The organism is Methyloceanibacter sp. (assembly GCF_050728395.1).
Taxonomy (GTDB): domain Bacteria; phylum Pseudomonadota; class Alphaproteobacteria; order Rhizobiales; family Methyloligellaceae; genus Methyloceanibacter.
Genome location: NZ_JBOHJB010000017.1, coordinates 14,519 through 41,022, shown reverse-complemented (window position 1 = coordinate 41,022; position 26,504 = coordinate 14,519). Strand labels below are relative to the sequence as shown.

Below are 26,504 nucleotides of genomic sequence, written 5' to 3'. Positions count from 1 at the left end.
GACGACGCATAGTGGGCCCCCCGCCGCACTGAGTCGTTTTCCATAAAGAATCTAAACTCATGTTCGACCACGTCCAAAGGTTTTTGCGAGTACAACGCATGAAAGCCATTATATGTCACCGAGTTCCCACAGTGGATTAGTGGTGGATTACCCTCGCCGCAGCGTGGCCGATTAGTAGGCATTTGACCAAAAAATCGAGGCAAGACAGGATTCCGCATCGATGGACATGCAATCGACCGACACCAAAAACGAAACCGACAAAGTGTGCATAATCGGCGCGGGATCGTCTGGATTGGCGGCGGCCAAGACATTCGCCGAGCGCGGTATCCCGTTTGACTGCCTCGAGCGGGAGGACGACATCGGAGGACTTTGGAACGAGACGACCGGTACCGGTGTCGTCTACGACACTACCTACCTCGTCTCATCCCGCAAATACACGGGGTTCGAGGATTACCCGATGCCGGAGGAGTATCCGACTTACCCCTCGCATCGGGAAGCGCTCGCCTACTTGCGCGACTACGCCCAAAATTTCGGCATCCTCGATCGGATCGAGTTCAACACCACCGTCGAGCGCGTCGCGCGGACCGATGAGGGTTGGCTTGTCACCATCGCCGGCAAGTCGAGGCCCCGCCTCTACCGGGCTCTGGTGATCGCGACCGGCCATCACGACGTCCCGCGCTTTCCGAAAATCCCGGGCAACTTCACTGGCGAAGTCATGCATTCGCGCGACTATCGCAGTGTCAAGCAGCTCATCGACAAGCGAGTCGTGGTGGTTGGCGCCGGCAATTCGGCCTGCGACATCGTCGTCGATGCCACGAGCCTGGCGCGCGCAGTGTATCAAAGCATGCGCCGCGGTACCTACTTCGTGCCGAAATTCATGCTGGGGCGCCCGACCGACGGCATCGTTAATTTCTGCGAGAAGATGCCGATGCCGCGCGGGCTTCGCAACCGCATCTATACGATCTGGCACATGCTCATGGTCGGCTCCAATGCCCGCTATGGCCTGCCCGAGCCTGAGCATCGCATCATGGATACTCACCCCACGATGAACACGGTGCTGCCGCAGCTCGCCGCCCACGGCCGCATCGGCATCAAGCCCGAGATCACCGAGCTTAAGGGCCGCATGGTCCGCTTTGCCGACGGGACCGAGGTCGAGGCCGATCTCCTCGTCTATGCCACGGGCTACGAGATGGCTCTTCCGCTCATCGACAATGACTTGATCTTCGATGCCGACGGGCGCCTGCGGCTCTATTTGAACGTCTTCCATCCAGAGCTTGACGATCTCTTCGCCATCGGCCTCATCCAAGCCAATGGCAGCATCTGGCGCCTCGCCGAGGACCAGGCGAAGCTTGTGGCGAGCTTCCTCATCGCCGGGGCGGAAAGCCATGAGCGCGCGGCTTGGTTCCGTTCGCTCAAGGCGCAAGGGCACGACCACTTTGCGCAAGCACCCTACGTGCAAAGCGAGCGGCACCGGCTTGAGGCCAATTACTACGCTTACCGCCGGCAGGCGCGCCGCCTGTTGCGGCGCTTCGGCGAGATGGCCAAGGCCGAGTTGAAATCCTGGCGTAAGAGCAAAACAGCAGGCCGTACCGGGTCGGCTGGAGCACGCGAGAAGGCGCTGTCAACGACCTCGAGCTAGGCTGCCGCCATCACGACCTCATTGCGCCCTTCCACTCGAGCACGCGCTGCCGTAATTTGGGCGGGACGGTGGAAGACCATGCCGTCCATCCTTTCAGGGGACGCCGCATAGGGGCTGGCAGGGACCTTGGCCTGTCACCTTTCGCGTTCATGGAGGCCTCCATGCTCAAGCACTTCGCCGCCTGTCTCGTTGGCCTTGCGGCGCTTCTCGTCGCATTGGCGCCGGCCGCCGCCGAGAAGCGCGTGGCTCTCGTCATCGGCAACGCCGCCTATGAGAATGTTCCGCGGCTCCAAAATCCGAGCAATGACGCCTCCGACATCGCGGCCAAGCTGCGCGGCCTCGGCTTCGACGTGGTCGAGGGGGTCGACCTCGGCAAGCGCGACATGGAAAAGCGCATCCGCGCCTTCGCCGAGCAGCTGAGCGGCGCCGATGTCGGCCTCTTCTACTATGCTGGGCACGGTTTGCAGGTCGACCAGCGGAACTTCCTCGCTCCGGTCGACGCACAGCTTAAATCCGAAACAGATCTCGATTTTGAGGCGGTTCAGCTCGACCTCGTTCTGAAGCAGATGGTGCGCAACGCGAGAACCAGCATCGTGTTTCTCGATGCTTGCCGCGACAACCCGCTTGCCACCAATCTCGCTCAGGTGAGCCGGTCGCTCGATATCGGGCGCGGCCTCGCCCGCGTCGAAGCGGCTGCCAGCATGATGATCGTTTACTCGACCGAGCCCGGCAAGGTGGCGCTCGACGGCACAGGCCGCAATAGCCCGTTCACCGCCGCCCTGCTCCGCCATATCGATAGCGAAGGCGAGAGCATCAGCGACGTGATGATCGACGTGCGCAACGACGTGCTGAACGCGACTGGCGGCAAGCAGCGGCCCTTCGAGAGCGCTTCGCTCACCGGTCAGTTCTTCTTCAAGCCAGCTTTCGCCAAATCCGCCGACACCTCCCCGACGACCGCCGAGATCGGTGTGCTGCGCGATGAGATAGCCAAGCTCCAGGCCGATCAGGGCGCCTTGCTCAAATCACAACAGGAGCAGTTGGCACTTTTGCAGAAGAAGCTTGCCGAGGAGACCAAGCCGTCCGAAGCCGCCGCGCCGCAGCCGAGCGTGCCGGCCCCCGGCACCGACAGTCGCGTCATCGCGGTTGAGCCCGCCGGCGGCGGCACGAATTCCGCGCCGGCAACGACGTCCGCATCGGATCCTTCGCAGGCGGCAAACGCCGCAGCCCCTGAGGAAGCCACCAAGCTTGCCACCGCCGAAACCACAGGTGCCGAAGAGGCAACGCCCGAAGCTGCCAAGGCGACCGAAGCGCCGTTGCCGCAAGGCGCCTCGCGCCAGGAGCTCGCGCAAGACATGCTGGTCGAGCTCAAGCGGATCGGCTGCTATTTCGGCAGCATCAACGGCAATTGGGGTGCACGCTCCCAGCTCGCACTCGAACGCTTCAACCGGCAGGCCGTCCTCGAGCTTCCGCTCGATGAGCCGCAACAGGCAAGCCTCGATACCTTGAAGGCCTGGAAGGGCCCCCGCTGTGCGATCGAACAGGCCGTGCCGCCGCGGTTCAAACAGCGTCCGGTGGTCGTCGCTCCGAAGAAGAACGTGCCGCCGCCACGCAAGGCGGTGCGGGCGCCCCCGCGCACGGCTCCTCCCGTGCAAGCCCTGCGGCCACCCCCGCGGCCCCAAGATCATGGGAGCGACGAGCAGCGCGAGCTACAGCGCGCCTTCCCGTCGACCGCCTGGCCGGGCCAATAGGCCTAGCGCCCAATGCCCGTATAGCGGAACCCTGCGGCGCGCGCCTGCGCCGGCAAATAGATATTGCGGAGGTCGACAAGAACGTCGCCGCGCATGCGCTTCTTCAGCGTGTCGAGGTCGAGCGCGCGGAACTCGTTCCATTCGGTGACCACCACGGCGATGTCTGCCTTCTCGGCGGCCTCGAGCGCGCTGCCGCACCAGGTCACCCCCGGCAGAAGCTCCTCGGCATTCTCCCTGGCGTGCGGATCGTAGACCCGGACCGACGCTCCCTTTTCCTGCAACATGGGAATGAGGGTGAGGCTCGGCGCATCGCGCACGTCGTCGGTATCAGGTTTGAAGGTCACGCCAAGCACCGCAACCGATTTGCCGGCGAGCTTGCCGCCCGCCGCGCGCTCGATGCGGCTTGCCATGGCAATTTTCCGCTCGCTGTTCACAGTTTGCACTTGCTCGATCAACGACAGCGGCGACCGCGCCTCCCGCGCCGTGCGGATCAAGGCGGCCACGTCCTTGGGGAAGCATGAGCCGCCATAACCCGGGCCCGGATGCAGGAACTTGTCGCCGATGCGCCGATCGGCGCCGATGGCCGTCGCCACCTCCTGCACATTGGCGCCAGCGGCCTCGCACAGATCGGCGATCTCGTTGATGAAGCTGATCTTCATGGCGAGGAAGGCGTTGGCGGCATATTTGGCAAGCTCCGCCGACTCCCGGCTCACGAACATCACCGGCGCGTTGCGCAAGGCGAGCGGCTTGTACAGGCGCTCCATGAGGTCCTGCGCCCGGTCATTGTCGCAGCCGACAAGCACGCGGTCGGGATGCATGAAATCATAGATCGCCGAGCCTTCGCGCAGGAATTCGGGATTGGAGCAAACCGCGAAGTCGGCGTCGGGCCGGATCGCCTTGAGGCGGCGTTCGATCTCGCGGCTGGTTCCCACCGGCACGGTCGACTTGGTTGCGATCACCGTGAAATCATTGAGATGGGGAGCAAGCTCTTCGACCGCCTGAAACACGAAGCTCAAATCGGCATGGCCGTCGCCTCGCCGCATCGGCGTGCCGACCGCGAGAAACACGAGGTCGGCATCGCCGACCGAGGGTGCGAGATCCGACGAAAATGCGATACGCCCCATGCGCAAATTACGATGCAGGAGCTCGTCGAGGCGCGGCTCGTAGATCGGCACGCCGCCCTGACGGAGGTGCTCGATCTTGCTCGGATCCTTATCGATGCAAGTCACCGTCCAGCCGAATTCCGAAAAGCAAGCGGCGGAGACCAGGCCGACATAGCCTGCCCCAATCATCGAAATGTTCACGAAACGAGGCTCCCGGATTGACGTTTTGAGCTTGAGAATGTCAGGGCTTCCTAGTTCATTCTGCCGTTCCGTTCAATGCTGCCTTGCCCTGCAAGAACCGCGCTGTTTCCGCTCCTCCAATGCGCAGTTGACATTGAAGCGGGTGGACGCCATCGACTAGGCTCAGCCGCCGCGCCGGGACCGGCGCATTCCGGCGTATGCAAGTGCCGCGGGGTTTATTGGCAGAGATGGGTCCTCGTCTCCTCTACGCCCTCATCGTCGGGGCCGTGATTGCAGGCGCGCTCGCCTTGCGGATCTGGGACCCGAGCCCGGTGGCGCGATTGCGCGCGGTGGTGTTCGACACCTATCAGCAAATCAATCCGCGCCACTTCGATCCCGGGCTACCTTTGCGCATCGTCGACATCGACGAGGAGTCGCTGAAGCGGATCGGGCAATGGCCGTGGCCGCGCACGGTTCTCGCCGACCTTGTGAAGAAGCTCTCCGCCAACGGCGCCGCGGCGGTCGGCTTCGACATGGTCTTCCCCGAGCCCGACCGCATGTCGCCGGCAAATGCCTTGCGCTTCTGGCCGCAGTCCGATGCGCTTGCAGGCTTGCGTGCGGAGGTCGAGAAGCTTCCCTCCAACGATCACGTGCTGGCCGAGGCCATCGCACAAGGCCCTGTCGTGCTCGGCTTCATCGCCACGCCACAAGGCGGTTCCGCGCCGCAATCGAAGGCAGGTTTTGCCCATGGCGGCGACGATCCGAGACTGTTCGCGCCGTCTTATCCGGGCGCCGCCGCCAGCCTGCCTGAGCTCCAAGACAAGGCGTCCGGCACCGGCTCGCTCAATTGGCTGCCGGAGCACGATCAGATCATTCGCCGCGTGCCTATGGTGGTGCAGGTCGGCGACAAGCTCTACCCGTCCTTCGCCGCCGACATGCTGCGGCTTGCACAAGGCGCCTCGACCTATGTCGTCAAATCGTCGGGCGCGAGCAGCGAGAAGGCGTTCGGCGAGAACACCGGCATCGTGAAGATCCGCATCGGCGACTACGAGGTTCCAACCGAGGCCGACGGCCAGATGTGGATCCGCTTCACCCGCCAGGCCAAGGAGCGCTATTTGCCGGCGTGGAAAGTGCTGAACGGGGACATCGGCAAGGAGGATATCGAAGGCCGTCTCGCCATTATCGGCACGAGCGCCGCCGGCCTGCTCGATCTTCGCGCCACGCCGCTTGAGGCCTCGGTGCCAGGCGTCGAGCTGCACGCCCAAGCCATCGAGCAGATCCTGCAAGGCTCCTTCCTGCAGCGGCCCGACTTCGCCACGCCGGCGGAGCTGCTCTATATCCTGGTACTCGGCCTCCTCATCGCCCTGCTGATTTATCGCCTGGGCGCGGCCGGCAGCGCCGTGCTCGGCGGCATCGCCGTCGCCACGGTCATCGGCGTGTCCTGGTACACCTTCGATGCGTTTGGCTGGTTGGTTGATCCGATTTACCCGGCGATCGCGCTCACCGCGATCTACCTCGCCGGGACTCTCTTCGTATTCCTGCGCACCGAGCGCGAGCGAAACCGCGTCCGCAACGCCTTTGGCCACTACATGGCGCCGGCACTGGTCGAGCGGCTCGCCGACGATCCCTCCCGTCTCAAGCTCGGCGGGGAAACGCGCGACATGACTCTCCTGTTCAGCGACGTGCGCGGCTTTACCACGATTTCCGAGGGGCTTGATGCCGAAGAGCTCACGCATTTTCTCAACAGTCTATTCACGCCGCTAAGCAAGATTATCCTCGAAGAGCAAGGCACCATCGACAAGTTCATGGGTGACGCCGTGATGGCGTTCTGGAATGCGCCACTCGACGATTCCGAGCATGCAAGCCACGGCTGCCAGGCGGCGCTGCGCATCATGAAAGAGATGCCGGAGCTCAACGAGCATTGGCGCAGCGAGGCGGCGGTCAAGGGCCGCGCCTTCAACCAGGTGAAAATCGGCATCGGCCTGAACACCGGCGTCTGCTGCGTGGGCAATCTCGGCTCGGAAACGCGCTTCGACTATTCGGTGATCGGCGACAACGTCAACGTCGCCTCGCGGCTTGAGGGTCAGTCGAAGATGTATGACGTCGTCACCATCGTCGGCGAATCGACCACGGCGCGGGCACCTGACTTTGCCTTTCTCGAGCTTGATTTATTGAAGGTGAAGGGCAAGACGGAGGCCACGCGCATCTTCGCGCTGCTCGGTGACAATGCCCTCAAGCAGACCCGTGGCTTCATCGATCTTACGGCGTGTCACGACGAATTCCTGAGAAAATACCGAGCCAAAGACTGGGATGCTGCCGATCAGCTCCGCCGCGAATGCGACAGAATGAACGGCGCTGGCCTCCATCAGCTTTACGGGATCTACCGCGAGCGCATCGCCTTCTTTAAGCAAAATCCTCCCCCGCCCCATTGGGACGGCAGCATGGATGCCCTCAGCAAATAGCCCATGCCCCAGCTCGTACTGATTGCTCTCGCCGCCGTCGCGGTCCTCATGTGCAAGCATGCGGTCGCCGATTTCTATCTGCAGAGCGCCTATCAATATTTGAACAAGGGAACCTACGGACATCCCGGCGGCATCGAACACAGCGCCATCCACGTCGCCCTGACGCCGCTCGTCTATTTTGTGATCGCGCCTGCCTCTCTCCTGCTCGCGCTCATTATCGCCATCAGCGAGTTTCTGCTCCACTACCATATCGACTGGCTGAAGGAGCAGGTGACCCAGCGGAACGGTTGGACCGCGAAGGACCGGGGCTTCTGGTACGCGCTCGGCACCGATCAGCTCCTGCACGGCCTCACTTATCTTGCGATCGTCGGCGCGCTCATCGCTTACGCCATGTGACGTCGCCCGTACCGTCATTCCGACGAAAGTCGGAATCCAGCGCGCGAAGCGCAAAAACAAAGAACTGGATACCGGCTTGCGCCGGTATGACGCCTGTGGTTGGTGGAGACAAACCCTAGAGCAGCGCCGAGATCTCGCGATTGGCGAATTCCAGCCGGTCGGAGAGCAGGCGGATAATCAGCTTGTGAAACACCGAAGCCGCGGTCGGGTCCTGCGCCTGCATCCTGTCGAAGGACTCCCGGGTCAGCCGGTAGACGACGCTCGGCTCCTCGGCGATCACCGTCGCGGTGCGCGGAACCTGCCGGTAAAAGCCCATCTCGCCGACGACCGTATAGCCCATCATGCGGCGAAGCCTGATCGGACGGCCCTGCTGGTCCTCGATGGTGATGGCGACACAGCCGGAGGCGAGGAGCTCGACCGAGTCGGGGGGCTCGCCTTGCCGGAACAGCGCCTCCCCCACTTTCACCTCGTGGCGCTCGAGGTAGGGCGCGATGCGCGACATATCGGCGGCGCCGCCGAATTCTTTGGTGAGCCAGCTTTCGAAGCTGTGCGCCGAGGCTTCGCCGACCTCGTGATACATGAGCAGCACGTCCTCGCACCACTCGACAGCCTCGTTGCGCGTGGCAAAGACCTGATGCGGCTGACCGCTGGCGAAGAAGCCCGCCTTCTGGAAGCTCCCGCGCATCACCTCGCTAAGGCCGGAAAAGACCAGGGTGACGTCGTGCTCGTTGCAATAGTTGCGAAGCTTGATGAGGCTTAACACCGCCGAGGTGTCGAGCCCCGGCACCGCACCGAAATCGAGCACGACATAGCCAATCGGCTTCTCGACCTGAGCGTCGATCGCCCGCCTGACCCGTTCGAACAGCCCATTGGACGAGCCGAAGAAGATGAATCCAGAAAGCCAGAACACATGCAACCGCTGGCCCTCTTCCCGCAACAGCCGTGACTGCTCTGGAGCGCGCTCCACATTGCTGGAAAATTCGCCGCGGGTGAGATGACGGCGGACCACGCCGATGCGGCTGTAGCTCAGCGCGAACATGAGGCAAGCGCCGATCACGCCGAGCACCACGCCCATGAGGTAGCCGAAATTGACGATCACTAGCATGATGGCGCCGGCCAAGATCCAATCGGCCCACGAGCTTTGCGCCGGCGAGTGCAACGTCTCGGCGAGGATGGTCACGCCGAGATAAGCGAGCATCCCCATCAGGATCGCCTTCGGCACCATGCTGCCGATATCGGCCCCTGCGAACAGCACCAAGGCGCAGACAAGCGCTCCGAAGACGCCCGCGAGCCGCCCGGCAGCTCCTGACTCCTCAAGCAGAATGGCGCCGTTGAGCGAAAGGTTGCCGCCGGCGCCGCCTAACACCGCCGCGAGGATGTTGGCAAAGCCGTTGGTGCGGAATTCCTTGTCGAGATCGGCGGACTTTTGCCGCGCTACCTCCAGGCTCGACACGTCGAGCAGCATGGAGATGGCGGTGATGCCGCACACCGCGCCAATTTCCGCGCTGCTCGCGGCAAGCACGCTCCAATCCACCTCGTGCTGCATCACTGCCGAGATCGGCCACCACAGGGTGAGCTTGCCGAGACTCGGCAGGAACCAGGCGTTGCGCACCGCCTCGTCATGAACGAAGCCGAACAAGACGATGTTCACGATCACGAGGAAGCCGATAAAGGCGACCGGCAACGCAAGATAAGCTGGCACCAATCGCCGCAACAATACGATCGCCACGGCGAAGACCAGACCGACAAGGACTTGCGGCCCGTAGACCGACGAATAGAGCGGGATCCAGCTTGACGGGGCGAGCGTGAGATTTGACTGGGTGACGACCTCGACGCCTCCGGTGATCAAGAGCCAGCCCGAGGCGGCAAGAAAGCCGGCAATCACCGGATAGGGGATGAAGCGCACCCATTGGCCGAGCTTGAGCGCGCCGAGTCCGAACAGCAGGAAACCGGTGAACAGCGTGCTGACCGAAATGGCGACCAACACGTTGAGGATGATGGCTTGTGTGGCTACGCCCTTGGCCGCGAGCGCCGCGGCGATGGAGCCTGCGAGCACGCTCATGACGGCGACGGCCGGCGTATCGGGCCCGGCATCCGCCGGAGACAGCGTCGAGGTCAAGGCCACCACGAGGCCCGTCACCACGGTACCCATGATGAGCGCGGCAAGACCAAGCGAGAAGCCGGAGGCGATCGCGCCCTGGAAGATCAGCGCGCTGAAGGAGATGCAATACGCAATCTGCACGATCGCCGAGATGACGCCCGCCAAAGCGTCGCGCCCAAGGGTCGGCAAATCCATGTTGCGCGGGCGCCGCAGCGCCAGATTAGCGAGCGATTCCAAGGACAGCGTTCGGAATGTTCACAGGTTGAGGCTCCGGCCGATCATGGCCGGGGGGCGCAGCAATTAAAAGGCCAAAAATGCCGCGTGCGCGATCGGAGCTAACGGCTAGGGCTCGTTCATGTGCCGCAGCCGCCCGGCGAGCGCGCGCATCACGGCAATCGCGAAATAGGGCGTCTCGTGGACGAGGAAGAGGAAGGTCTTCTCGTTGATCGGGGCCACCTCGCAATCGGTCTTGGCGCGGACCGTGGCGCTTCGTACCGATCCATCGATCAAGGCCATCTCGCCGAAGATGCCGCCGCCGCCAAGCGTTTCCATGACGCGGCCACCGTGCTCGATGGCGACCTCGCCATTGCGGATGACGTACATGGCGTCGCCTCTATCGCCTTCGGCAAAGATCACATCGCCGGCCGCATAGCGCGCCGGAGGAAATCCTGCATTGGCCAACATTTGGAAATCGATTGATGCAATTGCCATCGTCGCCGTCCCTACTCCTGGTAAGAGCCTTTGAGAATACACTTATGACGATCATGTGACGATTCGATAAAGGCCGCGAAAAGCTAACAAGCTGCGATGCCAGCCCTGTGAATTCTGGCCTTAGCGGGAGGGGCTCAGACCTTCGATCTCACCTTGGCGATCGCATCGAGCCAGCCGGCATAGCGCGCCTCCCTCTCATCGACGCTCATGGCAGGCTCGAAGGCGCGCGACGGCACCCAGGCGCGTCGCAGTTCGTCCTGACTGCCGTAGAAGCCGCTCGCTTGGCCGGCGAGGAAGGCCGCCCCGAGCGCCGTGGTTTCCGGATGGCGCGCGACCTCGATCCGTTCACCCAGGATGTCGGCGAGGCGTTGCAGAAACCAGCCATTGGCAGTCATGCCGCCATCGACGCGCAAGCTCTCGGAAGCGGGGATGCCGCTTTGCGCCATGTCCCTGCGCGTGGCGTCGAGCAGGTCGCGGGTCTGGAAGGCGACGGCTTCGAGGCCCGCAGCCACGATGTCGGCGGCAGAGGCGGCGCGCGTCAGGCCAAGGATCGCGGCCCGTGCCTCGGCGTCCCAATGCGGCGCGCCAAGTCCCTGAAAGGCCGGAACGAGATAGACGTGGGATTTCGGATCGGCGCGCTGAGCGAGCGCTTCGCTTTCGGCAGCCTCGGCGATCAAGCCGAGGCTGTCGCGCAGCCATTGCACCGTGGCTCCGGCCATGAAAATCGATCCCTCCAACGCGAAAGTGCGCCGGCCTTCGAGCTGATGGAAGATCGTCGCGAGCATGCGCGCGGTCGAAGCCACCTTGGCATTTCCCGTATTGGCGAGCAGGAAGCAGCCGGTGCCGTATGTCGCCTTCAGCATGCCTGGCGCAAAACAGGCCTGACCATAGGCTGCGGCCTGCTGGTCGCCGGCGACGCCCCTGATCGGAATAGCCACGCCGAAATGCTCGCTGTCCGTCGCGCCGAAGTCGTCCTGGCTATCGCGCAGCTCCGGAAGAAGCTCGCGAGGAATGCCGAGACGGTCAAGCAGCCGTTCGTTCCAGCGCCCGGACCTGATGTCGTAGAGCATGGTGCGGGCGGCGTTGCTCGCTTCGATCACGTGGGTCTTGCCACCGGTCAGCTTGAACAAGAGAAAGCTGTCGACCGTGCCGAAGCAGACCTCGCCGGCGCGCGCCCGCTCGGAAAGGCCGGGGACATTGGCAAGCAGCCAGGCAAGCTTGGTCGCCGAGAAGTAAGGATCGATGACGAGGCCGGTGGTCTCCGCCACATGCGCGTCCCAGCCCTCCCTCTTAAGCTGATCGCAATGCTTGGCCGTGCGCCGGTCCTGCCAGACGATGGCGTTGGCGAGCGGCTTGCCAGTGGCGCGGTCCCACGCGAGCGTCGTTTCACGCTGATTGGTAATGCCGATCGCTAAGATCGATTGCGCGCCGACCTCCTTGAGCACGGCCCGTGCCGCCGTGAGCACCGATTGCCAGATCTCTTCCGGATCGTGCTCGACCTCACCAGGCGCGGGATAGATCTGGGTAAGTGGCACCTGTGCTGCGGCGCAAACGCGCGCCTCTTCGTCGAAGGCGATAGCGCGGGTGCTCGTCGTGCCCTGATCGATGGCGAGCACGAAGCGGCGCTCGCTCATGGGGCGCGTCCGGTCTGGCTCAGGATCCAGCCGCAATATTCCTCGCTGCCCCCTTCCGTCGGCAGCACGAGGAGCGCCGGCAGCTCGTAAGGGTGGAGGCGTTTGGTCTCGGCCAGCACAGAGTCGGAAAGCGACGCCCTCGTCTTGATGATCATGGCGACCTCATCGGCGAGTTGGCATGCGCCCTTCCACTCGAAGATCGAGATCATGCCGGGGAAGATGTTGACGCAAGCCGCAAGACGCGCGGCAACGAGGGCGTCTCCGACCCGCTTGGCTTCGTCGAGGCTTGCAAAGGTCGTGTAAACCAGAACCGGACGGTCGTCCTTGGCCATGGATTCACCCTCTTCGAAGCGTGCGAGAGACTTGCAATAGGGCAAAGCCCCAGCCTTTATAGTGCCCGCTCTCTAGGCCCGCTCCAAGTCCATCGAAGCGACCATGTCCAAGTTTCGCAACATCGCCTTTGTCGCCAGCGAGATGAAGGAAGCGCAGGCGGCGCGGCAGGAGCTTGTCGCCCGCTACGGCGATACGGCGCCCGAGCGGGCCGACGTCATTGTCGCCCTGGGCGGCGACGGGCAGATGCTGCAGACCATGCACCGCTATATGAACAATCGCATCCCGATTTATGGGATGAACCGGGGCTCCGTAGGGTTCCTGCTCAACGACTACCGGGAAGACGAGCTGCTTGAGCGCCTGGAAAAGGCGGAGATCAACGTCATCCACCCCTTACGCATGACGGCTTACGACCGCGCCAATGCCGAGCACAAGGCGCTCGCCATCAACGAGGTGTCGCTGTTCCGGCAAATTTACCAGGCGGCAAAGCTCCGCATCTCGGTCGACGGCCGGGTGCGGCTCGATGAGCTCATCTGCGACGGCGTGCTTCTTTCAACCCCTGCCGGCAGCACCGCCTACAACCTGTCTGCACACGGACCGATCCTGCCCATCAATGCGCCGCTGATGGTGTTGACCCCCATCAGCCCGTTCCGGCCGCGACGCTGGCGCGGCGCGATCCTGCCCAACGAGGCGACCGTGCGGATCGAGGTGCTCGAGCCGGACAAGCGGCCGGTCAGTGCTGTGGCCGACAACACCGAATTTCGCGATGTGATTGCCGTCGAGATCAGGGAGGCAAGCGACGTCGACATTTTCATGATGTTCGACCCTGGCCACAGCCTCGCCGAGCGCATCCTGCGGGAACAGTTCGACTACTGAGGTCAGCCGCTAGCGGCGCCAGGCTCGCGCAATGTCGGCGAGCGACGGCCGCTCTCGCTCCTCGGGCTTCTCCTTGGCGGTACCGATATAGACGAAGCCTGCCACCCGCTCGTTGTCGGCAAGCTTGAGCGCGGCCCGCACGCCATGGCTGTAGCCATACCACTCGGTGATCCACCGCGCGCCGTAACCAAGCGCGGTGGCGGCGATGAGGAGGTTCTGGCACGCGGCCCCGGCGGAGAGCACTTGTTCCCATTCCGGCGCCGCAGGATTGTTCACCACGCGCGAGATCACTGCGATCACGAGCGGAGCGCGCATGAACCGGTTGGCCTCGGTCTCCAGCCGAAATTGGCTCGGGTCCTTCTCCTCGCGCTTGCATATCTCCGCAAGGACCTCGCCGAACTCTGTACGGGCCTCCCCCTGAAAGAGAAGAAAACGCCAGGGGACGAGCTTCTTATGGTCCGGCACCCGCGTGGCCGCCGTCAGGATCTGCTCGATCTCGTCCTGGCTCGGCCCAGGCTCTCCGAGGCTGTTGGCAGAGACCGAGCGGCGGGTGAGCAAATGTTCGATGGTGGGATTGGTCATGGCTTTGGCATGGCGGAGGGCGCGTTCCCCTATCGCGAAAAGCAAGGTGAAACAACGACTCATTGGGAATTGGGAGCGGGCGCGCGACCCCAAATCGGCCTTAGTCATGGCCGAATTTCGCTTACGTTGTGGGGGTGATCGAACGGGGTATAAGGTCCGGCCGAGGCCGGGGGGCCTGACGGGAGCGAACGCCATGGGAGGGAAGCGTTGCGCAGGGCTTGGGCTTTTGCTCGCGCCCATCCTTCTCCTTTCTGCGCTCCACGCGAGCGCCGAGGAGCAGCAAGCTCCCCAGGCGCAGCAAGCGCTTGTGCCGACAATCATTTTGCTCGACGGCTCTATCAGCATGTGGGCGAGGCTCGGCGGCCAGAGCAAGGTCACCATCGTACGCTCGACCCTTACTCAGGCGTTCACAGACTACGAAAATCGCATCGCGTTCGGTCTCGTGGCGTTCGGCCACCGTGGGGGCGGAGCATGCACCGAGGCTGAGCTTTTGGCGAAGCCTGGCGAGCTCAGCGCGAAATCGCCCGGCAAGCTCTCGTTCGGTGCGGGCTTCAAGCCAAAGTCCACGAAGCCGGTCGCAGCCGCGCTGGTCGAGGCTGCGAAGCAAACGCCGGCCACGGGTCTCGATGTCGTGCTCATCACCGACGGGCCCGACACCTGCAAGGCCAATGTCTGCGCCACGGTGAAATCGCTGAAGCAAGCGGCACCGGGCTTGCGCATTCATGTCATCGGCTTCGATCCCAAGGCGAAGCAAACCGTCAAGGGTCTTGTTTGCGTGGCGAAGACCACCGGGGGCCAGTTCCTGACCGCTGCCAACGCCAACGACCTGAAGCAAGACCTTACCGCCGTGCTCGACGCCGCAAGCAAATCCGCGCCGCAACCGGTGCCGGTGGCCAGCAAGAGCCCTGCGACTCCACCTGCCTCGCCCGCAGCGGCGCCTCCGCCTCCACCCGCTGCGGCAACTCCGGGCCCCACGAGCGCCCCGTCGCAGGCCAACGCCGCGCCGAGCGGGGCTCAGGCCAACCCGCCGGCACAATCTGCGCCGCCTGCGCCTGCCACACAAAACTCCGCGTCCGCCCCGACGGCGCCAGCGGAAACCGCCCAGGCGAAAAGCGCGCAACCGAAGAGTCCGCAAGCCGCTCAATCATCCGCAGTGATTGGACCGAAGGCTCCAGCCCAAACCGACATGCCGAAGCTCGCCGCCATTCCGCCTAAGGAAAGCGCTGCTCCCGCGCGGACGCCTGCCGCCCCTGCCCCACCGGGCGCCGGGCAAACAGCACCCGTCCCTGTGACCTTCAAGGCCCTGCTCACCGAAGCCGGACCTCAGGTCAAGACCGGGCTGATCTGGCGGGTATTCACGCCGCAGCCTGGCGTCAACGGCGCCCGCAAGCTGGTCAGCACGCATCATGAAGCCATGCCGACTGCGGCGTTGGTTCCAGGAGACTATTTGGTCAACGCCGCCTACGGGCTTTCCAACCTCACCAAGAAGATCAAGGTCGAGAGCGGCCGATCTCTCGAGGAGACGTTTGTTCTCAACACCGGAGGGTTGAAGCTTGCGGCCGTTCTTGCCGGAGGTTCGGCGCTGCCGCCCTCAAGCGTTCATTTCGACCTCCTCTCCGACGAGGAGGATCAGTTCGGCAATCGGCACAAGATCCTGGACGACGCCAAGCCTGGCGTTGTCATTAGATTGAATGCCGGCGCCTATCACCTGGTCAGCACCTATGGTGACGCCAATGCGACGGTGCGAGCCGACGTGACCGTCGAGCCCGGCAAGATCACCGAAGCGACGGTCAAACTCGCCGCCGCCGCGGTCACCTTCAAATTGGTGCAGAGTCCGGGGGGCGAAGCTTTGGCCGACACGAAATGGAGCATCCTCACCACCACCGGAGATGTGGTGAAGGAAAATACCGGCGCATTGCCGACTCATATTCTCGCCGTCGGCGACTATGCCGTCGTGGCAAACCACAACGCTGCAAGCTATACGAGCAGGTTCAGCGTCACGTCCGGTCAGACCAAGCAGATCGAGGTCGTGATGGAGTCGGGGCCCGCCTCGCCGGAGGCCCTGAAGGCAATCACCGAACCGCCGCCCCCGCCTCCCGCGCCTCCTCCGGGCCAGTCCGTGGCGTCGCCGGCTTCGCCCGACGCCATGCCTGGAACGCCCAGCATGGCCGGTGCTCCGCCCTCGCCGGACGCCGGCGTGGCCTTCGGCAACAGCGATGGTGCTGCTACGCCGCGCGAGCCTGGGCTTCTGCCAAATCCGGGGGCACTGCTTCGGCCGCGATTCCCTTGATCGCGGCGTCGAGCGGCAAGACCTGCTGCTGTTGCGACCCGAGCCGCCGCACCGAGACCGTTCCCTCCTCAGTCTCGCGCTTCCCGACCACGAACATCACGGGCACCTTGGCGAGCGAGTGCTCGCGCACTTTGTAATTGATCTTCTCGTTGCGGAGGTCAGCCTCGGCCCTGAGACCAGCGCGCTTCAGCGCATCGAGCACCTTCGTGGCGTAGGCATCCGCGTCTGACACGATAGGCGCGACCATCACCTGAACCGGCGCCAGCCACAGCGGCAGGTGCCCGGCATGGTGCTCGATGAGGATGGCGGTGAAGCGCTCGAGCGACCCGAACATGGCGCGGTGGATCATCACCGGCACGGTCTTCTCGCCGTCCGGCCCGATATAGAAGGCGCCGAGCCGCATCGGCATGTTGAGATCGACCTGGATAGTGCCGCATTGCCAATCGCGGCCAATGGCGTCGCGCAACACATATTCAAGCTTGGGACCGTAAAAGGCGCCTTCGCCGGGGTTGAACTGATAGTGCAACCCGGCTGCCTCAACCGCTCGCTTCAATGCGGCCTCCGCCTTGTCCCAGACCTCGTCCGATCCGACGCGCTTCGTCGGGCGGTCGGCGAACTTGATGACCACGTCCTCGAAACCGAAGTCGCGATAGATCGACAGCATCTGCTCGTTGAGCCGCACGCATTCTTCCGTGATCTGATCCTCGGTGCAGAAGATATGCGCGTCGTCCTGGGTGAAATGGCGCACACGCAACAGGCCATGCAGCGCGCCTGACGGCTCGTAGCGATGCACCTTGCCGAACTCGGCGAGGCGCAAGGGAAGATCGCGGTAGCTTTTCAGGCCGTGCTTGAAGATCTGCACATGGCCAGGGCAGTTCATGGGCTTGCAGGCATAGACGCGTTCGTCCGGCGTCTCGGCGATGTACATGTTCTCGGCAAACTTCTCCCAATGGCCGGATTGCTCCCACAGCGCGCGGTCGAGCATGTCCGGGGAGTTGACCTCGACATAGCCGGAAGCCTGCTGACGCCGCCGCATATAGCCGATCAGCGCCTGAAACAGCGTCCAGCCCTTGGGGTGCCAGAACACCGCGCCGGGCGCCTCTTCCTGGAAATGGAACAAGTCCATCTCGCGACCCAAGCGGCGATGGTCGCGCTTCTCAGCTTCTTCGAGCTGATGCAGATAGGCGGCGAGCTCCTCTTCGCTCGCCCAGGCGGTGCCGTAGATGCGCTGGAGCATCGGGTTGTTTGAGTCGCCGCGCCAATAGGCGCCGGCGATTTTGAGCAGCTTGAAGCCCTTGCCGACCTTGCCCGTGGAGGTCATATGCGGCCCGCGGCAGAGGTCGAGCCATTCGCGTTGCGAATAGATCCTGATCTCGTCGCCTTGCGGGATGGCGTCGATCAATTCGAGCTTGAAGGTCTCGCCCTTGCCGGCGAACAGCTTCTTCGCCTCGGCGCGGTCCATCACCTCGCAGGTGAACGGCGAGTCGCGCGCGATGATCTCGCGCATCTTGGCTTCGATGACAGGCAGATCTTCCGGCGTGAACGGCTCATCGCGGGCAAAGTCGTAATAGAAGCCGTTGTCGATGATGGGGCCGATGGTCACCTGTGTGCCGGGGTAAAGCTCCTGGACGGCCTCGGCCATGACATGTGCGGCATCGTGGCGAATGAGTTCGAGCGCTTCGGGGTCCTCGCGGGTGAGAATGCGGACGGATGCATCCGCCTTGATCGGCTCGGAGAGGTCTTTGACCTTGCCGTCAAGCGTCATCGCCACGGCCTTCTTGCCGAGCGACTTTGAGATCTGTTCGGCAACATCGCGCCCCGTGACTCCGGGTTTGAAGTCGCGCTTGGAACCGTCAGGAAAAGTTAGGGAAATCATCTTGCTCTCCTCTCACTCCTGCGTACGAGCGCAGGTAAGAGATTGGTGGGTTGTGCGGTCGCGTTTTAACCGGATTTATGAGCCAAGTCATCCGGAGACAAGCGCCACCTTCCATAGCGCCACGGCGCGAAGGGGTGGTGCTCGACCCGCAGATCAGGCACTGGGTCGAATCCGTGGCTACCCCAAGGGTGGCAGCGGCAGAGGCGGGAGAGCGCGAGCCAGCCGCCCTTCCAGGCTCCATTCTTGTCGATCGCCTCGCTCGCATAGTCAGAGCAGGACGGCAGATGCCGGCAATTGACCCCAAGCAGAGGCGAGACCGTCCAGCGATAGAGCGCAATAGCGCCAAGTAGCGGGCCTTTGGCGGCGCGATGCAACAGGCTCATGGATATGGCTCGCCGGTCTTGCGCATGAACACGAAGCGGCCGTTCTCCTTCCGCGCCATCATGTCGATGTCGCTGTATTGGGCCTCTTCACGTTCCGCACGGGTCCCGGCCTCGAGATAGAGCGCTGGCGCATCGCCCCGGTTGATCAGATGATGACCATCGGCTTTGCCGGCGGGAAAGCCTGCCGCCATGCCAGGTCTAAGGACTTTCTCCCCCGCATCGGTGACGAGCGTGACCGCTCCCTCCAGCACATAGATGAACTCGTCCTCATGCACGTGCCAATGCCGCTGCGAGGACCAGGCTCCGGGCGCGAGCGTGACGAGATTGACGCCAAACTGGGTGAGACCGAGAGCGTCGCCGAGCGCCCGCTTCTCGCGCCCGGCGAGCGGATCGGCGAACGGCGCGGGATAGATGCTGCCGCGCCGCGGCGCCACGCTCATGGGATCGAGCCAGGAATGGCTCTTCTCTTTAGACTTTTCCATGGAAGCTCCTGGTCCCCACGATCGCAAGACCGGGCCGCTCAAGCCGGTGCCGCATGCGCCGGGCCGGTCTGCTCGCGACGCTTGGCCTCGATTTGGGCAATGGCGTCCTCCACCGCGTCGAACACGAGCAGCGTCGAGGCATGGCGTGCCTTGTAATCCTTGACCGGCTCGAGCGCGGCGAGATCGGCCCAACGGCCGTTCGGGGCCGCCCCGTCGGCCTTCAGCATCTTGCGCATGGCGGCGCCGACGGCGCGAAGCTCGGCAGCGGTCGAGCCTACGATCTCCCGCCCCATCACGGCGGCCGAGGATTGGCCAAGCAAGCAGGCCTTCACGCTTTGCCCGTAGTCCGTCACCACATCGCCTTGCATGGAGAGATCGACCGTGACACGGCTGCCACAGAGCTTGGAATGGGCCGTCGCCGTAGCCTCCGGCTGCGGCAGCCTTTCCGCCCGCGGCAGGTTCGCCGCAAGCTCCAGGATGCGCTGGCTATAGATGTCCTCGGGCAAGCTCATTGGCGTCTCAAATGAGTGTCAACTATCGCCGCCTTGCGGGCGATACTCCCGCATTATATATGCAGCCTGGCGGGGATCAGGCAGACCGACGGTCCCAAAGTGACAAAAAGCGTTGACGGACCGGTTATACTATCCCCGGTAGACGATAGGGAAACTGGCCCATTACTACGCGCTGAGTGAGGCAAGGGAAGCTTGATGGACGCAACGATAAAGAAATTGCCCATTAGACCTCAGGTCGAGATCGCCCGCGGCCCGAGCATCGCGCGGCCTTCGCGGGAGGAGGCCGAGGAGGCCGTCCGCACCCTTATCGCCTATGCCGGCGACGATCCGGCGCGCGAGGGCTTGCGTGAGACGCCCAAGCGCGTGATCAGCGCCTATGACGAGTTTTTCGCGGGCTACCATGAGTGCCCGCTCGACGTGCTGTCGCGCACCTTCGACGAGGTGGCCGGCTATGACGATATCGTCATGCTGCGCGACATCGAGCTGCACTCTCATTGCGAGCACCACATGATTCCCTTCGTCGGCAAGGCGCATGTCGCCTATTTCCCGACCGATCGCGTCGTCGGCATCTCCAAGCTCGCCCGTGTGGTCGAAGTGTTCGCCCGCCGCCTGCAAACCCAGGAGACGATGACCGCGCAGATCGCCGAGACCATCGACAAGGCCCTGAAGCCGAAGGGTGTCGCGGTGATGATCGAGGCCGTGCATCAATGCATGTCGATCCGCGGCGTGAAGAAGCCTGACGTCGTCACCATCACCACGCAGTTCACCGGCATCTTCAAGGAAGACCCGGCGCAGCAGGCACGCTTCATGATGCTTGCCACGGAACGCGGCCGCCTGTGACCCTCGCGGCCGCGAGGATTAGATCGCGGTGACCAAGTCCAAGGCCTCCCCTGCCAAAGCCAAGACGGCCGACATCGAGGAGGGGACGGTATTCACGCCGAAATTAGACGCTGACGGCCTTCTTGCGGTGGTCGTGACCTCGGCTGAAACTGGCGAGGTGCTGATGCTCGCCCACATGAACAGCGAGGCCCTCGCCCGCACGCTTCAGACCGGCGAAGCGCAATTCTGGTCGCGATCGCGAAAGCGCCTGTGGCGCAAGGGCGAGGAGAGCGGCAACACCATGCGCGTGGTCGAGATGCGCACGGATTGCGACCAGGATGCGCTCTGGCTGAAAGTGGAGATGGGCGGCGCCGGGGCATGCTGTCACACCGGCCGCAAATCCTGCTTCTACCGCACCGTTCCCATCGGCAAGGGTGGCGCCGGCGTCTCGCTCAACTTTGTCGATGCGGAGAAGCTGTTCGACCCACAAAAGGTGTACGGACACTCTGGCGCCGCAAAGGGAACCTTAAAGACTCAAGACTAGTGTGGTAACGCAAAGTCAGGCGATTCCTTCGGCGATAAGCCTTGTGGATGCTTGACTGAGGGCGCTCTTTGGCGGCTTTTTGCCCGCGACATCGCGGCATCGAACGTCAGGCATGAGCGTGGGCTAGGTTGAGATGGCGAGACCGATCATAGGCATCGCCCTTGGTGGCGGAGCGGCCCGCGGTTGGGCCCATATCGGGGTGCTCAAGACCCTGATCGACGCCGGACTAGAGCCAGACATCGTCGCCGGGACGTCCATCGGTGCAGTCGCCGGCGCCTGCTACGTGACGGGCAGGCTGCAGGCTCTGGAGGACTTCGCCGCGGCCCTGACCCGGCGCCGGGTCTTCGGCTTTATGGACTTCAATTTCGCCGGTTCCGGTCTGCTCACCGGTCAGCGACTGAGTAGCCGGCTCGAGAACCATTTGCAGGACGTCACCATCGAGCGGCTGGAACGGAAATTCGTGGCCGTGGCCACCGAGCTTGGCACCGGCCATGAGGTCTGGCTCAATAAAGGGAGCCTGGTGAACGCGCTTCAGGCGTCGTTCGCGCTGCCTGGCATCTTCCGCCCGGTCAAGATCAACGGCCGCTGGCTGATCGACGGCGCCCTCGTCAACCCTGTGCCGGTTTCGGTCTGCCGGGCGCTCGGTGCCCGCATCGTGATTGCGGTGACCTTGAGCAGCGACTCGGTCAACAGGGGCAGCGTCATCCATGACCAGGAAGTCCTCGCCGATCTCCCGATGCCGCCGGACGAAGCGCTTCCCGGCAAGAATGGCCGCGCCGCCATTCATTTGCTCCACCGGCAGATCTTCGGGAAGAGCGACGGCGCGCCCGGCATATCCGCGGTGATGATGGACGCGATCAACATCACCCAGGATCGCATCGCCCGCTCGCGGCTCGCCGGCGACCCCCCTGACGTCACCATCGCACCAAAGGTGGGCAGCATCGGCCTGTTCGATTTCCATCGCGGCGCCGAGGCCATGGAGCAAGGCGCCAAGGCCACCGAAAGGCAGCTCGACGAGCTTAAGGCGTTGATCGGCGGCTTTGTCGCCTAGCCGGTCGCAATGTATTCCCGCATGGCGGCTGCTTCCATCTCGGCCTCAGCGATGCGCATCTTGACCACATCTCCGATGGACACGAGGCCAATCAACCGGCCCCGTTCGACCACGGGCATGTGCCGAAACCGGTGTGTGGTCATCTCCGACATGAGCCGGTCGATGGTGTCCGCCTCGCGCGCCGTGACCACCGTCTTGGTCATGTAGCCCGATACCGGATCCTTCAGGACCTTCGGACCTGATTGACCGATCGCCCGCACGATGTCGCGCTCGGACACGATGCCCACGACCTTGCCTTCCTCGCCTTCGATGACAATGCAGCCGATGCCATGCTGCTCAAGAAGCTTTGCAGTCTCGAGCAAGGATGTGTCCGCAGAGGCGGTGAAGACGCCCTTGCCCTTCAGCTTAAGAATTGCTGCGACGTTCATGCTCGTTTCCTCCAGCCCGAGAACTTCCGTCTCGGTCGCCTGCGACATTCTGTCCCTGAGTGGCGGGACGTGCAAGAGAGGCCGATTTGAAAAGTTCGAATTGATTCGAAAAGTTCCGGGCGTGGAGGTCAGGACTGCTGCGGAACCGGCTGTTTGCTGCCGGTGTCGAAGAAACCGAAGCCGAGAAGTCCAAATAGAAAACCGCCGATATGAGCCTCCCAGGCGATATTGCCCTCGGTGCCGGCGACTGAGACGACGCCAAGGCCGAAAACGACATTGAGCACCACCCAGAACACCAAGACCGTCAGGATGCGCCGGTCGGTAAGTGTTTTCGACAGGCTTTCCAGCGGGACCTGGGCAAGGTCCGCCTCGCCCCGCGGCCGCGCTCCGAAAACGAACCTCATCGCCGCTGCCATCTGCCCCGAAATGGCCGCCGAAGCTCCCACCACCGGCGTCATCTCGCCAAAGTGAAAGGCGAGATGGGTAAGCGCCCCGGCAATTCCGCAAAGCGCGGAAAAGGAGAGAAACCTCCAATCGCCGAGACGCTGTGCCACCGGACTGCCAAAGGCCGCCATCCACAGCAGATTAACGAGGAGATGCACCCAGCCAGCATGCACGAGCATGTAAGTGACGAAGGATGTGATCGCCGTGAGATAGCCGCCTGGAAGCTCTGCCGCGGCGCCGCTATAGCGGGCCGGAATGAACGCAAGGGCGAGCAGAAATTGAAGGCTCTCCTCGTCGGGCAGAAGCGCCCGAATGAGCTGCATCCCGATCATGACAGCGGCCGTGAGGACCACCACCCGCGGCAGATTGAACATCGGTTCTGACGCGCCCATCGTCGGAGTTTGCATCGCAGGCCTTGGATTGAGGTGGATGTTGGTGAAATCCGCAAGGGACGGTGGCCGCATCCCGTGGGCGATCGACCTTAAACAGTAAGACGTGCACCGGCACGAGCTTTCCGCGGGGCCGCGGCCGCGGCCGTCCACCAAGGGTGACCGGCGCCAGTCGACACAAAGATTTCTGATCAGCCTTACCGCTTCCTAAATATAAATCTACTGTTTACCATTTATGTAAAGTAAACAATCGCGACAAATCACGACGAGGTTCGCTTGTGAGCCAGATTGTAGCCGTCATCATAGCATACAAGGAATTAACTCGCCTGGGCTTGTTCAATCTTGCGTAATGCTCCCTAAGGACAGCTTATCAATACTACAGAAAAGTAGGCTGTTGCTTTATCAAAATCTCAAAACCTTTTTGGGATAGTGCCCCCAACAAAAATGGGGGGTGCAATGAAAGAGTTCGTGTTGGGTTCGGCCTTCTTGATGTTCATCTCGTCCCTGCCTGCCGGGGTGAGCAATGGGCACACGGTTCGATTGGAGCCCGAGCTCGCGCCGCAAAAGGCTGCCTTCTTGCAGTCCTTCGGCAACAGCCTGCCGCCGATCGGCTACGTGACCTTCTGCCGGGAGCATGAGGCCGAGTGCCGGCCTTCAGGTCCGATCGTCGACCGCATGCAGCTGACTGCGCAGAGGCGCAATGAGCTCGAGCGGGTGAACCGCTACGTCAATCAGTCTGTCAGCCCGGTGACCGACCTCGATCTCTACGGCAAGGTCGAGGTCTGGACCTACCCGTCGGGCAAAGGCGATTGCGAGGACTACGTGCTGCTCAAGCGCCGCATGCTGATCGAGCGCGGCTGGCCGGAGAGCACGTTGCTCATCACCGTGGTCCGCGACGAGAACAATGAAGGGCACGCCGTGCTCACGGCGCGCACCGACATTGGCGACCTCGTCCTCGACAACAAGCGCCAGCAGATCGTGCGCTGGACCGACACGCCTTACACCTTCGTCAAGCAGCAGTCGGAGCGCAATCCGTTGGTGTGGAGCTCGCTCATGCCGCCGAGTGGCGATTCCTCGCAGACCACGGCCTCGCACAGCCGCTAGCCACAAGGAGCCTCGATTTTCTGGAGATAAGTTTCAGGCCCGGTGAGCATCCCCCACCATCCCCGACCCAACCGGGCCTCACCTAGAGCCGGCCTCGCTTCGAGCGCCGGCTCCTTTTTTATTCTGCGCAAAGCATGAAAGATGGGGCGCGCGCCCGGCTAACCGCCGAGGTCGAAGTCGAGAATCGCCATCTGAAACTGATAAGCGGTCTCGCCCTCGTCGTCGTCGCGGAACAGGACGCCGATGAACTCGTCGCCGACATAGACCTCGGCGGAGTCTTCCTTGCGCGGCCGCTGCTTCACCTGAAGGGCAGGCAGGCGGAATACCCGCTGCAGGTACCGCTCAAGCTTGATGATTTCGTCTCGCGTCACCCACACCTCCGATTGATGGCAGAACCTTGAGAATGCCTCAGCCGCATGGGCTCGCGCTTTCGTCCGTCCCGTCGTCCCGCACGAGCTGGTCCATGCTGAGCGCCGGCTCCTCGCAGCCTGCCGGGCCGATGTCGCGGGCAGGCACCCCTGCCACGGTCCGCCGCGGCGGCACGTCCTGCACCACCACGCTTCCGGCCGCGACCCGCACGCAATCGCCGATTTTGATGTTGCCGAGGATCTTGGCGCCGGATCCCATCATCACGCCACAACCGATCTTGGGATGGCGGTCGTCGCGTTCGTTGCCGGTGCCGCCGAGCGTCACGCCATGCAGCATCGAGCAATTGTCGCCAACCACCGCCGTCTCGCCGATGACGATTTCAGTCGCGTGGTCGAGCATGATGCCCTTGCCCATGCGCGCCGCCGGATGAATGTCGACCGCAAAGACGCGGCTCGACTGGCTCTGGAGATAGAGCGCAAAGTCCTTCCGCCCCGACTGCCAAAGCCGGTGAGAAAAGCGATAGGTCTCAAGCGCCACGAACCCCTTGAAGTAGAATAGAGGTTCCAAGAAGCGCCGGCAGGCCGGATCGCGCTTGGCCACGGCCATGATGTCGGCGCGGAAACTCTCGCTAAGACCCGGCTCCTCTGCCAGAACCTCGCGGAACGTTTTGAACAGGAGCCCGGTATCGACCGACGGCTGCAACCGATGCGCCACGGTGTGGCAGATGGCATCCTCGAGCGTCGGCTCGCTCAAAATCGTGGCGTAGATCAGGCTGGCAAGCACCGGCTCGTTGGCGCTCGTCTCCTCCGCCTCGCGGCGCACCTGCTCCCATATCGGGTCGTAGCTCTTGATCTGCGGCTTTGCCGCGGTGAAGGCCTTGTTCATGACAACCACCTCTCGGAAGCTCCCTTCATTCGAGGGTTCATTTTCCTGTTTCACTAGCATGGGACTTAGGGCCGCTGGGTTAAAAAGTCGAGCACAGCCTGCTTGAAGCTGGCATCGCCGACCGCCTTCATATGATCGCGGCCCTTGATATCGAACAGCTTGGCGCTCGGAATGAGTGCCGCAAGCTCGGCTCCTGAGCCGCCGATCACGTCTTCCGTGCCGACTGCCACGAGGACCGGAACCCTAATGCCGGCAAGAAGCTCAGGCGTGATCTTTTCGCGCGGCCCGCGCATGCACGCGGCAAGCGCTCTAAGGTCGCCCTTGGTGTGCTCGGCGAACGCCCGGAAGCTGCGCGCCGTGTCATTGGCGACCTCGTCGATGCTCCGCGCCTCGAGAGCCTTGGCGAGCGGCCCCGTCCCCACCATGCCCCGCACCATGTTGATGCCGAGCCCGGCAAGGATGACGCTGCGCACGCGCTCCGGATGATTGAACACCAGGAAGGCCGAGATGCGCGACCCCATGGAGTAGCCCATGACGTCGGCCTGCTCGATGCCGAGGTGATCGAGCAGGCGGCGCGCATCCTCGGCCATCGTCGGGGCGCCGTAGCGCTCGGGCTGGTAAAGTTTCTCGCTGTGCCCATGCCCCCGATTGTCGAAGGCGACGACGCGACGGCCGCTTGCCGTCAGCGTGCCGACCCAGCCTGGGTCGACCCAGTTGGTCGCAACGTTGGAGGCAAAGCCGTGGATGAGCAGGATCGGCTCCCCCTCCCCCTCATCGGAATAGGCGATGCGCACGCCATCGGATTGGAAGCTCGGCATTCCTCTATCGCTCCGGACTTTCGCCGACTATGCTCACGCGCGACCTACTCGGGAAACATGTGACGCTGCTGCCATGGCTCAAACGCTGGTGCCTCATTTCGTGAATGACAAGGGCGTCGACCGCATCGCGATCGGCGTCAAGGAATTCCAATGCATGGGGGCGACGCCGCCTTTCGACCATCCCCATGTCTATCTCGATATGGGGGACGAGGCGCAACTCGTCTGCCCCTATTGTTCGACGCTGTTCCGCTACAACCCAGCCCTCAAAGCCACCGAGAGCGACCCGCCAAGTTGTGTGTTCGTGGCGACCGCGCCGCCCGGCGCACCGGAGGCTTGAGCGCTCCGGCA

The 26,504-nt window shown here is 63.2% G+C and carries 26 protein-coding genes; 11 read left to right on the top strand and 15 right to left on the bottom strand.

Annotated elements, in window-relative coordinates; translation table 11 throughout:
• The first annotated feature begins 220 nt into the window (after positions 1-220).
• A complete protein-coding gene (locus ACREC7_RS04980) occupies positions 221-1,639 on the top strand; it encodes a flavin-containing monooxygenase (protein ID WP_431554591.1) in 1,419 nt (472 codons plus the stop codon).
• 161 nt (positions 1,640-1,800) lie between these two features.
• A complete protein-coding gene (locus ACREC7_RS04975) occupies positions 1,801-3,387 on the top strand; it encodes a caspase family protein (RefSeq protein ID WP_431554590.1) in 1,587 nt (528 codons plus the stop codon).
• Between the two features lie 2 nt (positions 3,388-3,389).
• Here the strand turns inward: ACREC7_RS04975 and ACREC7_RS04970 are convergent, their stop codons facing one another.
• A complete protein-coding gene (locus tag ACREC7_RS04970; RefSeq protein WP_431554589.1) occupies positions 3,390-4,691 on the bottom strand; it encodes a UDP-glucose dehydrogenase family protein in 1,302 nt (433 codons plus the stop codon).
• A gap of 227 nt (positions 4,692-4,918) precedes the next feature.
• On the opposite strand from ACREC7_RS04970, the gene ACREC7_RS04965 reads away from it, so the two are divergent.
• Positions 4,919-7,132, top strand: coding sequence for a CHASE2 domain-containing protein (locus ACREC7_RS04965; protein WP_431554588.1), 2,214 nt, complete (start codon positions 4,919-4,921; stop codon positions 7,130-7,132).
• 3 nt (positions 7,133-7,135) lie between these two features.
• Positions 7,136-7,528 carry a DUF3307 domain-containing protein gene (locus ACREC7_RS04960; RefSeq protein WP_431554587.1) on the top strand — a complete coding sequence of 131 codons (393 nt, stop codon included), beginning with the start codon at positions 7,136-7,138 and terminating at the stop codon, positions 7,526-7,528.
• A gap of 115 nt (positions 7,529-7,643) precedes the next feature.
• On the opposite strand, the gene ACREC7_RS04955 is transcribed toward ACREC7_RS04960, so the two are convergent.
• The 4 genes from ACREC7_RS04955 to cutA form a co-directional block, all read right to left on the bottom strand.
• Positions 7,644-9,824 carry a SulP family inorganic anion transporter gene (locus tag ACREC7_RS04955; protein WP_431554586.1) on the bottom strand — a complete coding sequence of 727 codons (2,181 nt, stop codon included), beginning with the start codon at positions 9,822-9,824 and terminating at the stop codon, positions 7,644-7,646.
• A gap of 147 nt (positions 9,825-9,971) precedes the next feature.
• Positions 9,972-10,340 carry a cyclic nucleotide-binding domain-containing protein gene (locus tag ACREC7_RS04950; protein ID WP_431554585.1) on the bottom strand — a complete coding sequence of 123 codons (369 nt, stop codon included), beginning with the start codon at positions 10,338-10,340 and terminating at the stop codon, positions 9,972-9,974.
• 134 nt (positions 10,341-10,474) lie between these two features.
• Complete coding sequence (gene glpK / locus ACREC7_RS04945; protein ID WP_431554584.1) at positions 10,475-11,974, bottom strand: glycerol kinase GlpK; 1,500 nt, start codon at positions 11,972-11,974, stop codon at positions 10,475-10,477.
• The gene (cutA, locus tag ACREC7_RS04940) at positions 11,971-12,306 is read right to left on the bottom strand and encodes a divalent-cation tolerance protein CutA (protein WP_431554583.1); all 336 of its coding nucleotides are present in this window, start codon (positions 12,304-12,306) and stop codon (positions 11,971-11,973) included. Before cutA ends, glpK begins: the two co-directional genes overlap by 4 nt.
• Positions 12,307-12,409: 103 nt before the next feature.
• Between cutA and ACREC7_RS04935 the strand changes: the two genes are divergently transcribed.
• Positions 12,410-13,180, top strand: a complete 771-nt coding sequence (locus ACREC7_RS04935) for an NAD kinase (protein ID WP_431554582.1) — start codon at positions 12,410-12,412, stop codon at positions 13,178-13,180.
• Positions 13,181-13,189: 9 nt separating this feature from the next.
• Here the strand turns inward: ACREC7_RS04935 and ACREC7_RS04930 are convergent, their stop codons facing one another.
• Complete coding sequence (locus tag ACREC7_RS04930) at positions 13,190-13,762, bottom strand: nitroreductase family protein (protein WP_431554581.1); 573 nt, start codon at positions 13,760-13,762, stop codon at positions 13,190-13,192.
• A gap of 193 nt (positions 13,763-13,955) precedes the next feature.
• Here ACREC7_RS04930 and ACREC7_RS04925 point away from each other — a divergent pair, with 193 nt between their 5' ends.
• Positions 13,956-16,052: a hypothetical protein gene (locus ACREC7_RS04925; protein ID WP_431554580.1), complete on the top strand. Its 2,097-nt coding sequence runs from the start codon at positions 13,956-13,958 to the stop codon at positions 16,050-16,052.
• On the opposite strand, the gene thrS is transcribed toward ACREC7_RS04925, so the two are convergent.
• The 4 genes from thrS to ACREC7_RS04905 form a co-directional block, all read right to left on the bottom strand.
• Complete coding sequence (gene thrS, locus ACREC7_RS04920; protein WP_431554579.1) at positions 15,988-17,928, bottom strand: threonine--tRNA ligase; 1,941 nt, start codon at positions 17,926-17,928, stop codon at positions 15,988-15,990. The two genes, ACREC7_RS04925 and thrS, sit on opposite strands and share 65 nt — an antisense overlap.
• 65 nt (positions 17,929-17,993) lie before the next feature.
• Positions 17,994-18,311, bottom strand: a complete 318-nt coding sequence (yidD, locus tag ACREC7_RS04915) for a membrane protein insertion efficiency factor YidD (RefSeq protein ID WP_431554578.1) — start codon at positions 18,309-18,311, stop codon at positions 17,994-17,996.
• Entirely contained in the window at positions 18,308-18,793 is a 486-nt protein-coding gene (locus tag ACREC7_RS04910) for a cupin domain-containing protein (RefSeq protein WP_431554577.1), read from the bottom strand. Before ACREC7_RS04910 ends, yidD begins: the two co-directional genes overlap by 4 nt.
• Before the next feature lie 38 nt (positions 18,794-18,831).
• A complete protein-coding gene (locus ACREC7_RS04905) occupies positions 18,832-19,305 on the bottom strand; it encodes an iron-sulfur cluster assembly scaffold protein (protein ID WP_431554576.1) in 474 nt (157 codons plus the stop codon).
• A gap of 195 nt (positions 19,306-19,500) precedes the next feature.
• On the opposite strand from ACREC7_RS04905, the gene folE reads away from it, so the two are divergent.
• The 3 genes from folE to ACREC7_RS04890 all read left to right on the top strand — a co-directional run bounded on the left by folE (position 19,501) and on the right by ACREC7_RS04890 (position 21,719).
• Positions 19,501-20,145 (top strand): GTP cyclohydrolase I FolE, encoded by a 645-nt coding sequence (gene folE / locus ACREC7_RS04900; protein ID WP_431554575.1) that lies wholly within the window; start codon positions 19,501-19,503, stop codon positions 20,143-20,145.
• Positions 20,146-20,173: 28 nt separating this feature from the next.
• Positions 20,174-20,668, top strand: coding sequence for a phosphoribosyl-AMP cyclohydrolase (gene hisI / locus ACREC7_RS04895; RefSeq protein ID WP_431554574.1), 495 nt, complete (start codon positions 20,174-20,176; stop codon positions 20,666-20,668).
• Between the two features lie 133 nt (positions 20,669-20,801).
• Positions 20,802-21,719 (top strand): patatin-like phospholipase family protein, encoded by a 918-nt coding sequence (locus tag ACREC7_RS04890; protein ID WP_431554573.1) that lies wholly within the window; start codon positions 20,802-20,804, stop codon positions 21,717-21,719.
• On the opposite strand, the gene ACREC7_RS04885 is transcribed toward ACREC7_RS04890, so the two are convergent.
• Together ACREC7_RS04885 and ACREC7_RS04880 are read right to left on the bottom strand one after the other, a co-directional pair.
• On the bottom strand, positions 21,716-22,147 hold the full coding sequence (locus ACREC7_RS04885) for a CBS domain-containing protein (RefSeq protein WP_431554572.1): 432 nt from the start codon (positions 22,145-22,147) through the stop codon (positions 21,716-21,718). The two genes, ACREC7_RS04890 and ACREC7_RS04885, sit on opposite strands and share 4 nt — an antisense overlap.
• A 128-nt stretch (positions 22,148-22,275) precedes the next feature.
• The gene (locus ACREC7_RS04880; RefSeq protein WP_431554571.1) at positions 22,276-22,983 is read right to left on the bottom strand and encodes a rhomboid family intramembrane serine protease; all 708 of its coding nucleotides are present in this window, start codon (positions 22,981-22,983) and stop codon (positions 22,276-22,278) included.
• 453 nt (positions 22,984-23,436) lie between these two features.
• Between ACREC7_RS04880 and ACREC7_RS04875 the strand changes: the two genes are divergently transcribed.
• Positions 23,437-24,084 carry a transglutaminase-like cysteine peptidase gene (locus tag ACREC7_RS04875; RefSeq protein WP_431554570.1) on the top strand — a complete coding sequence of 216 codons (648 nt, stop codon included), beginning with the start codon at positions 23,437-23,439 and terminating at the stop codon, positions 24,082-24,084.
• 158 nt (positions 24,085-24,242) lie between these two features.
• Here ACREC7_RS04875 and ACREC7_RS04870 read toward each other — a convergent pair whose 3' ends face one another.
• The 3 genes from ACREC7_RS04870 to ACREC7_RS04860 form a co-directional block, all read right to left on the bottom strand.
• Positions 24,243-24,455, bottom strand: coding sequence for a DUF3126 family protein (locus tag ACREC7_RS04870; RefSeq protein ID WP_431554569.1), 213 nt, complete (start codon positions 24,453-24,455; stop codon positions 24,243-24,245).
• A gap of 37 nt (positions 24,456-24,492) precedes the next feature.
• Positions 24,493-25,338 (bottom strand): serine O-acetyltransferase, encoded by an 846-nt coding sequence (cysE, locus tag ACREC7_RS04865; RefSeq protein WP_431554568.1) that lies wholly within the window; start codon positions 25,336-25,338, stop codon positions 24,493-24,495.
• Between the two features lie 65 nt (positions 25,339-25,403).
• The gene (locus tag ACREC7_RS04860) at positions 25,404-26,156 is read right to left on the bottom strand and encodes an alpha/beta fold hydrolase (RefSeq protein ID WP_431554567.1); all 753 of its coding nucleotides are present in this window, start codon (positions 26,154-26,156) and stop codon (positions 25,404-25,406) included.
• A gap of 73 nt (positions 26,157-26,229) precedes the next feature.
• Between ACREC7_RS04860 and ACREC7_RS04855 the strand changes: the two genes are divergently transcribed.
• On the top strand, positions 26,230-26,493 hold the full coding sequence (locus tag ACREC7_RS04855; RefSeq protein WP_431554566.1) for a zinc-finger domain-containing protein: 264 nt from the start codon (positions 26,230-26,232) through the stop codon (positions 26,491-26,493).
• The last annotated feature ends 11 nt before the right edge of the window (positions 26,494-26,504 follow it).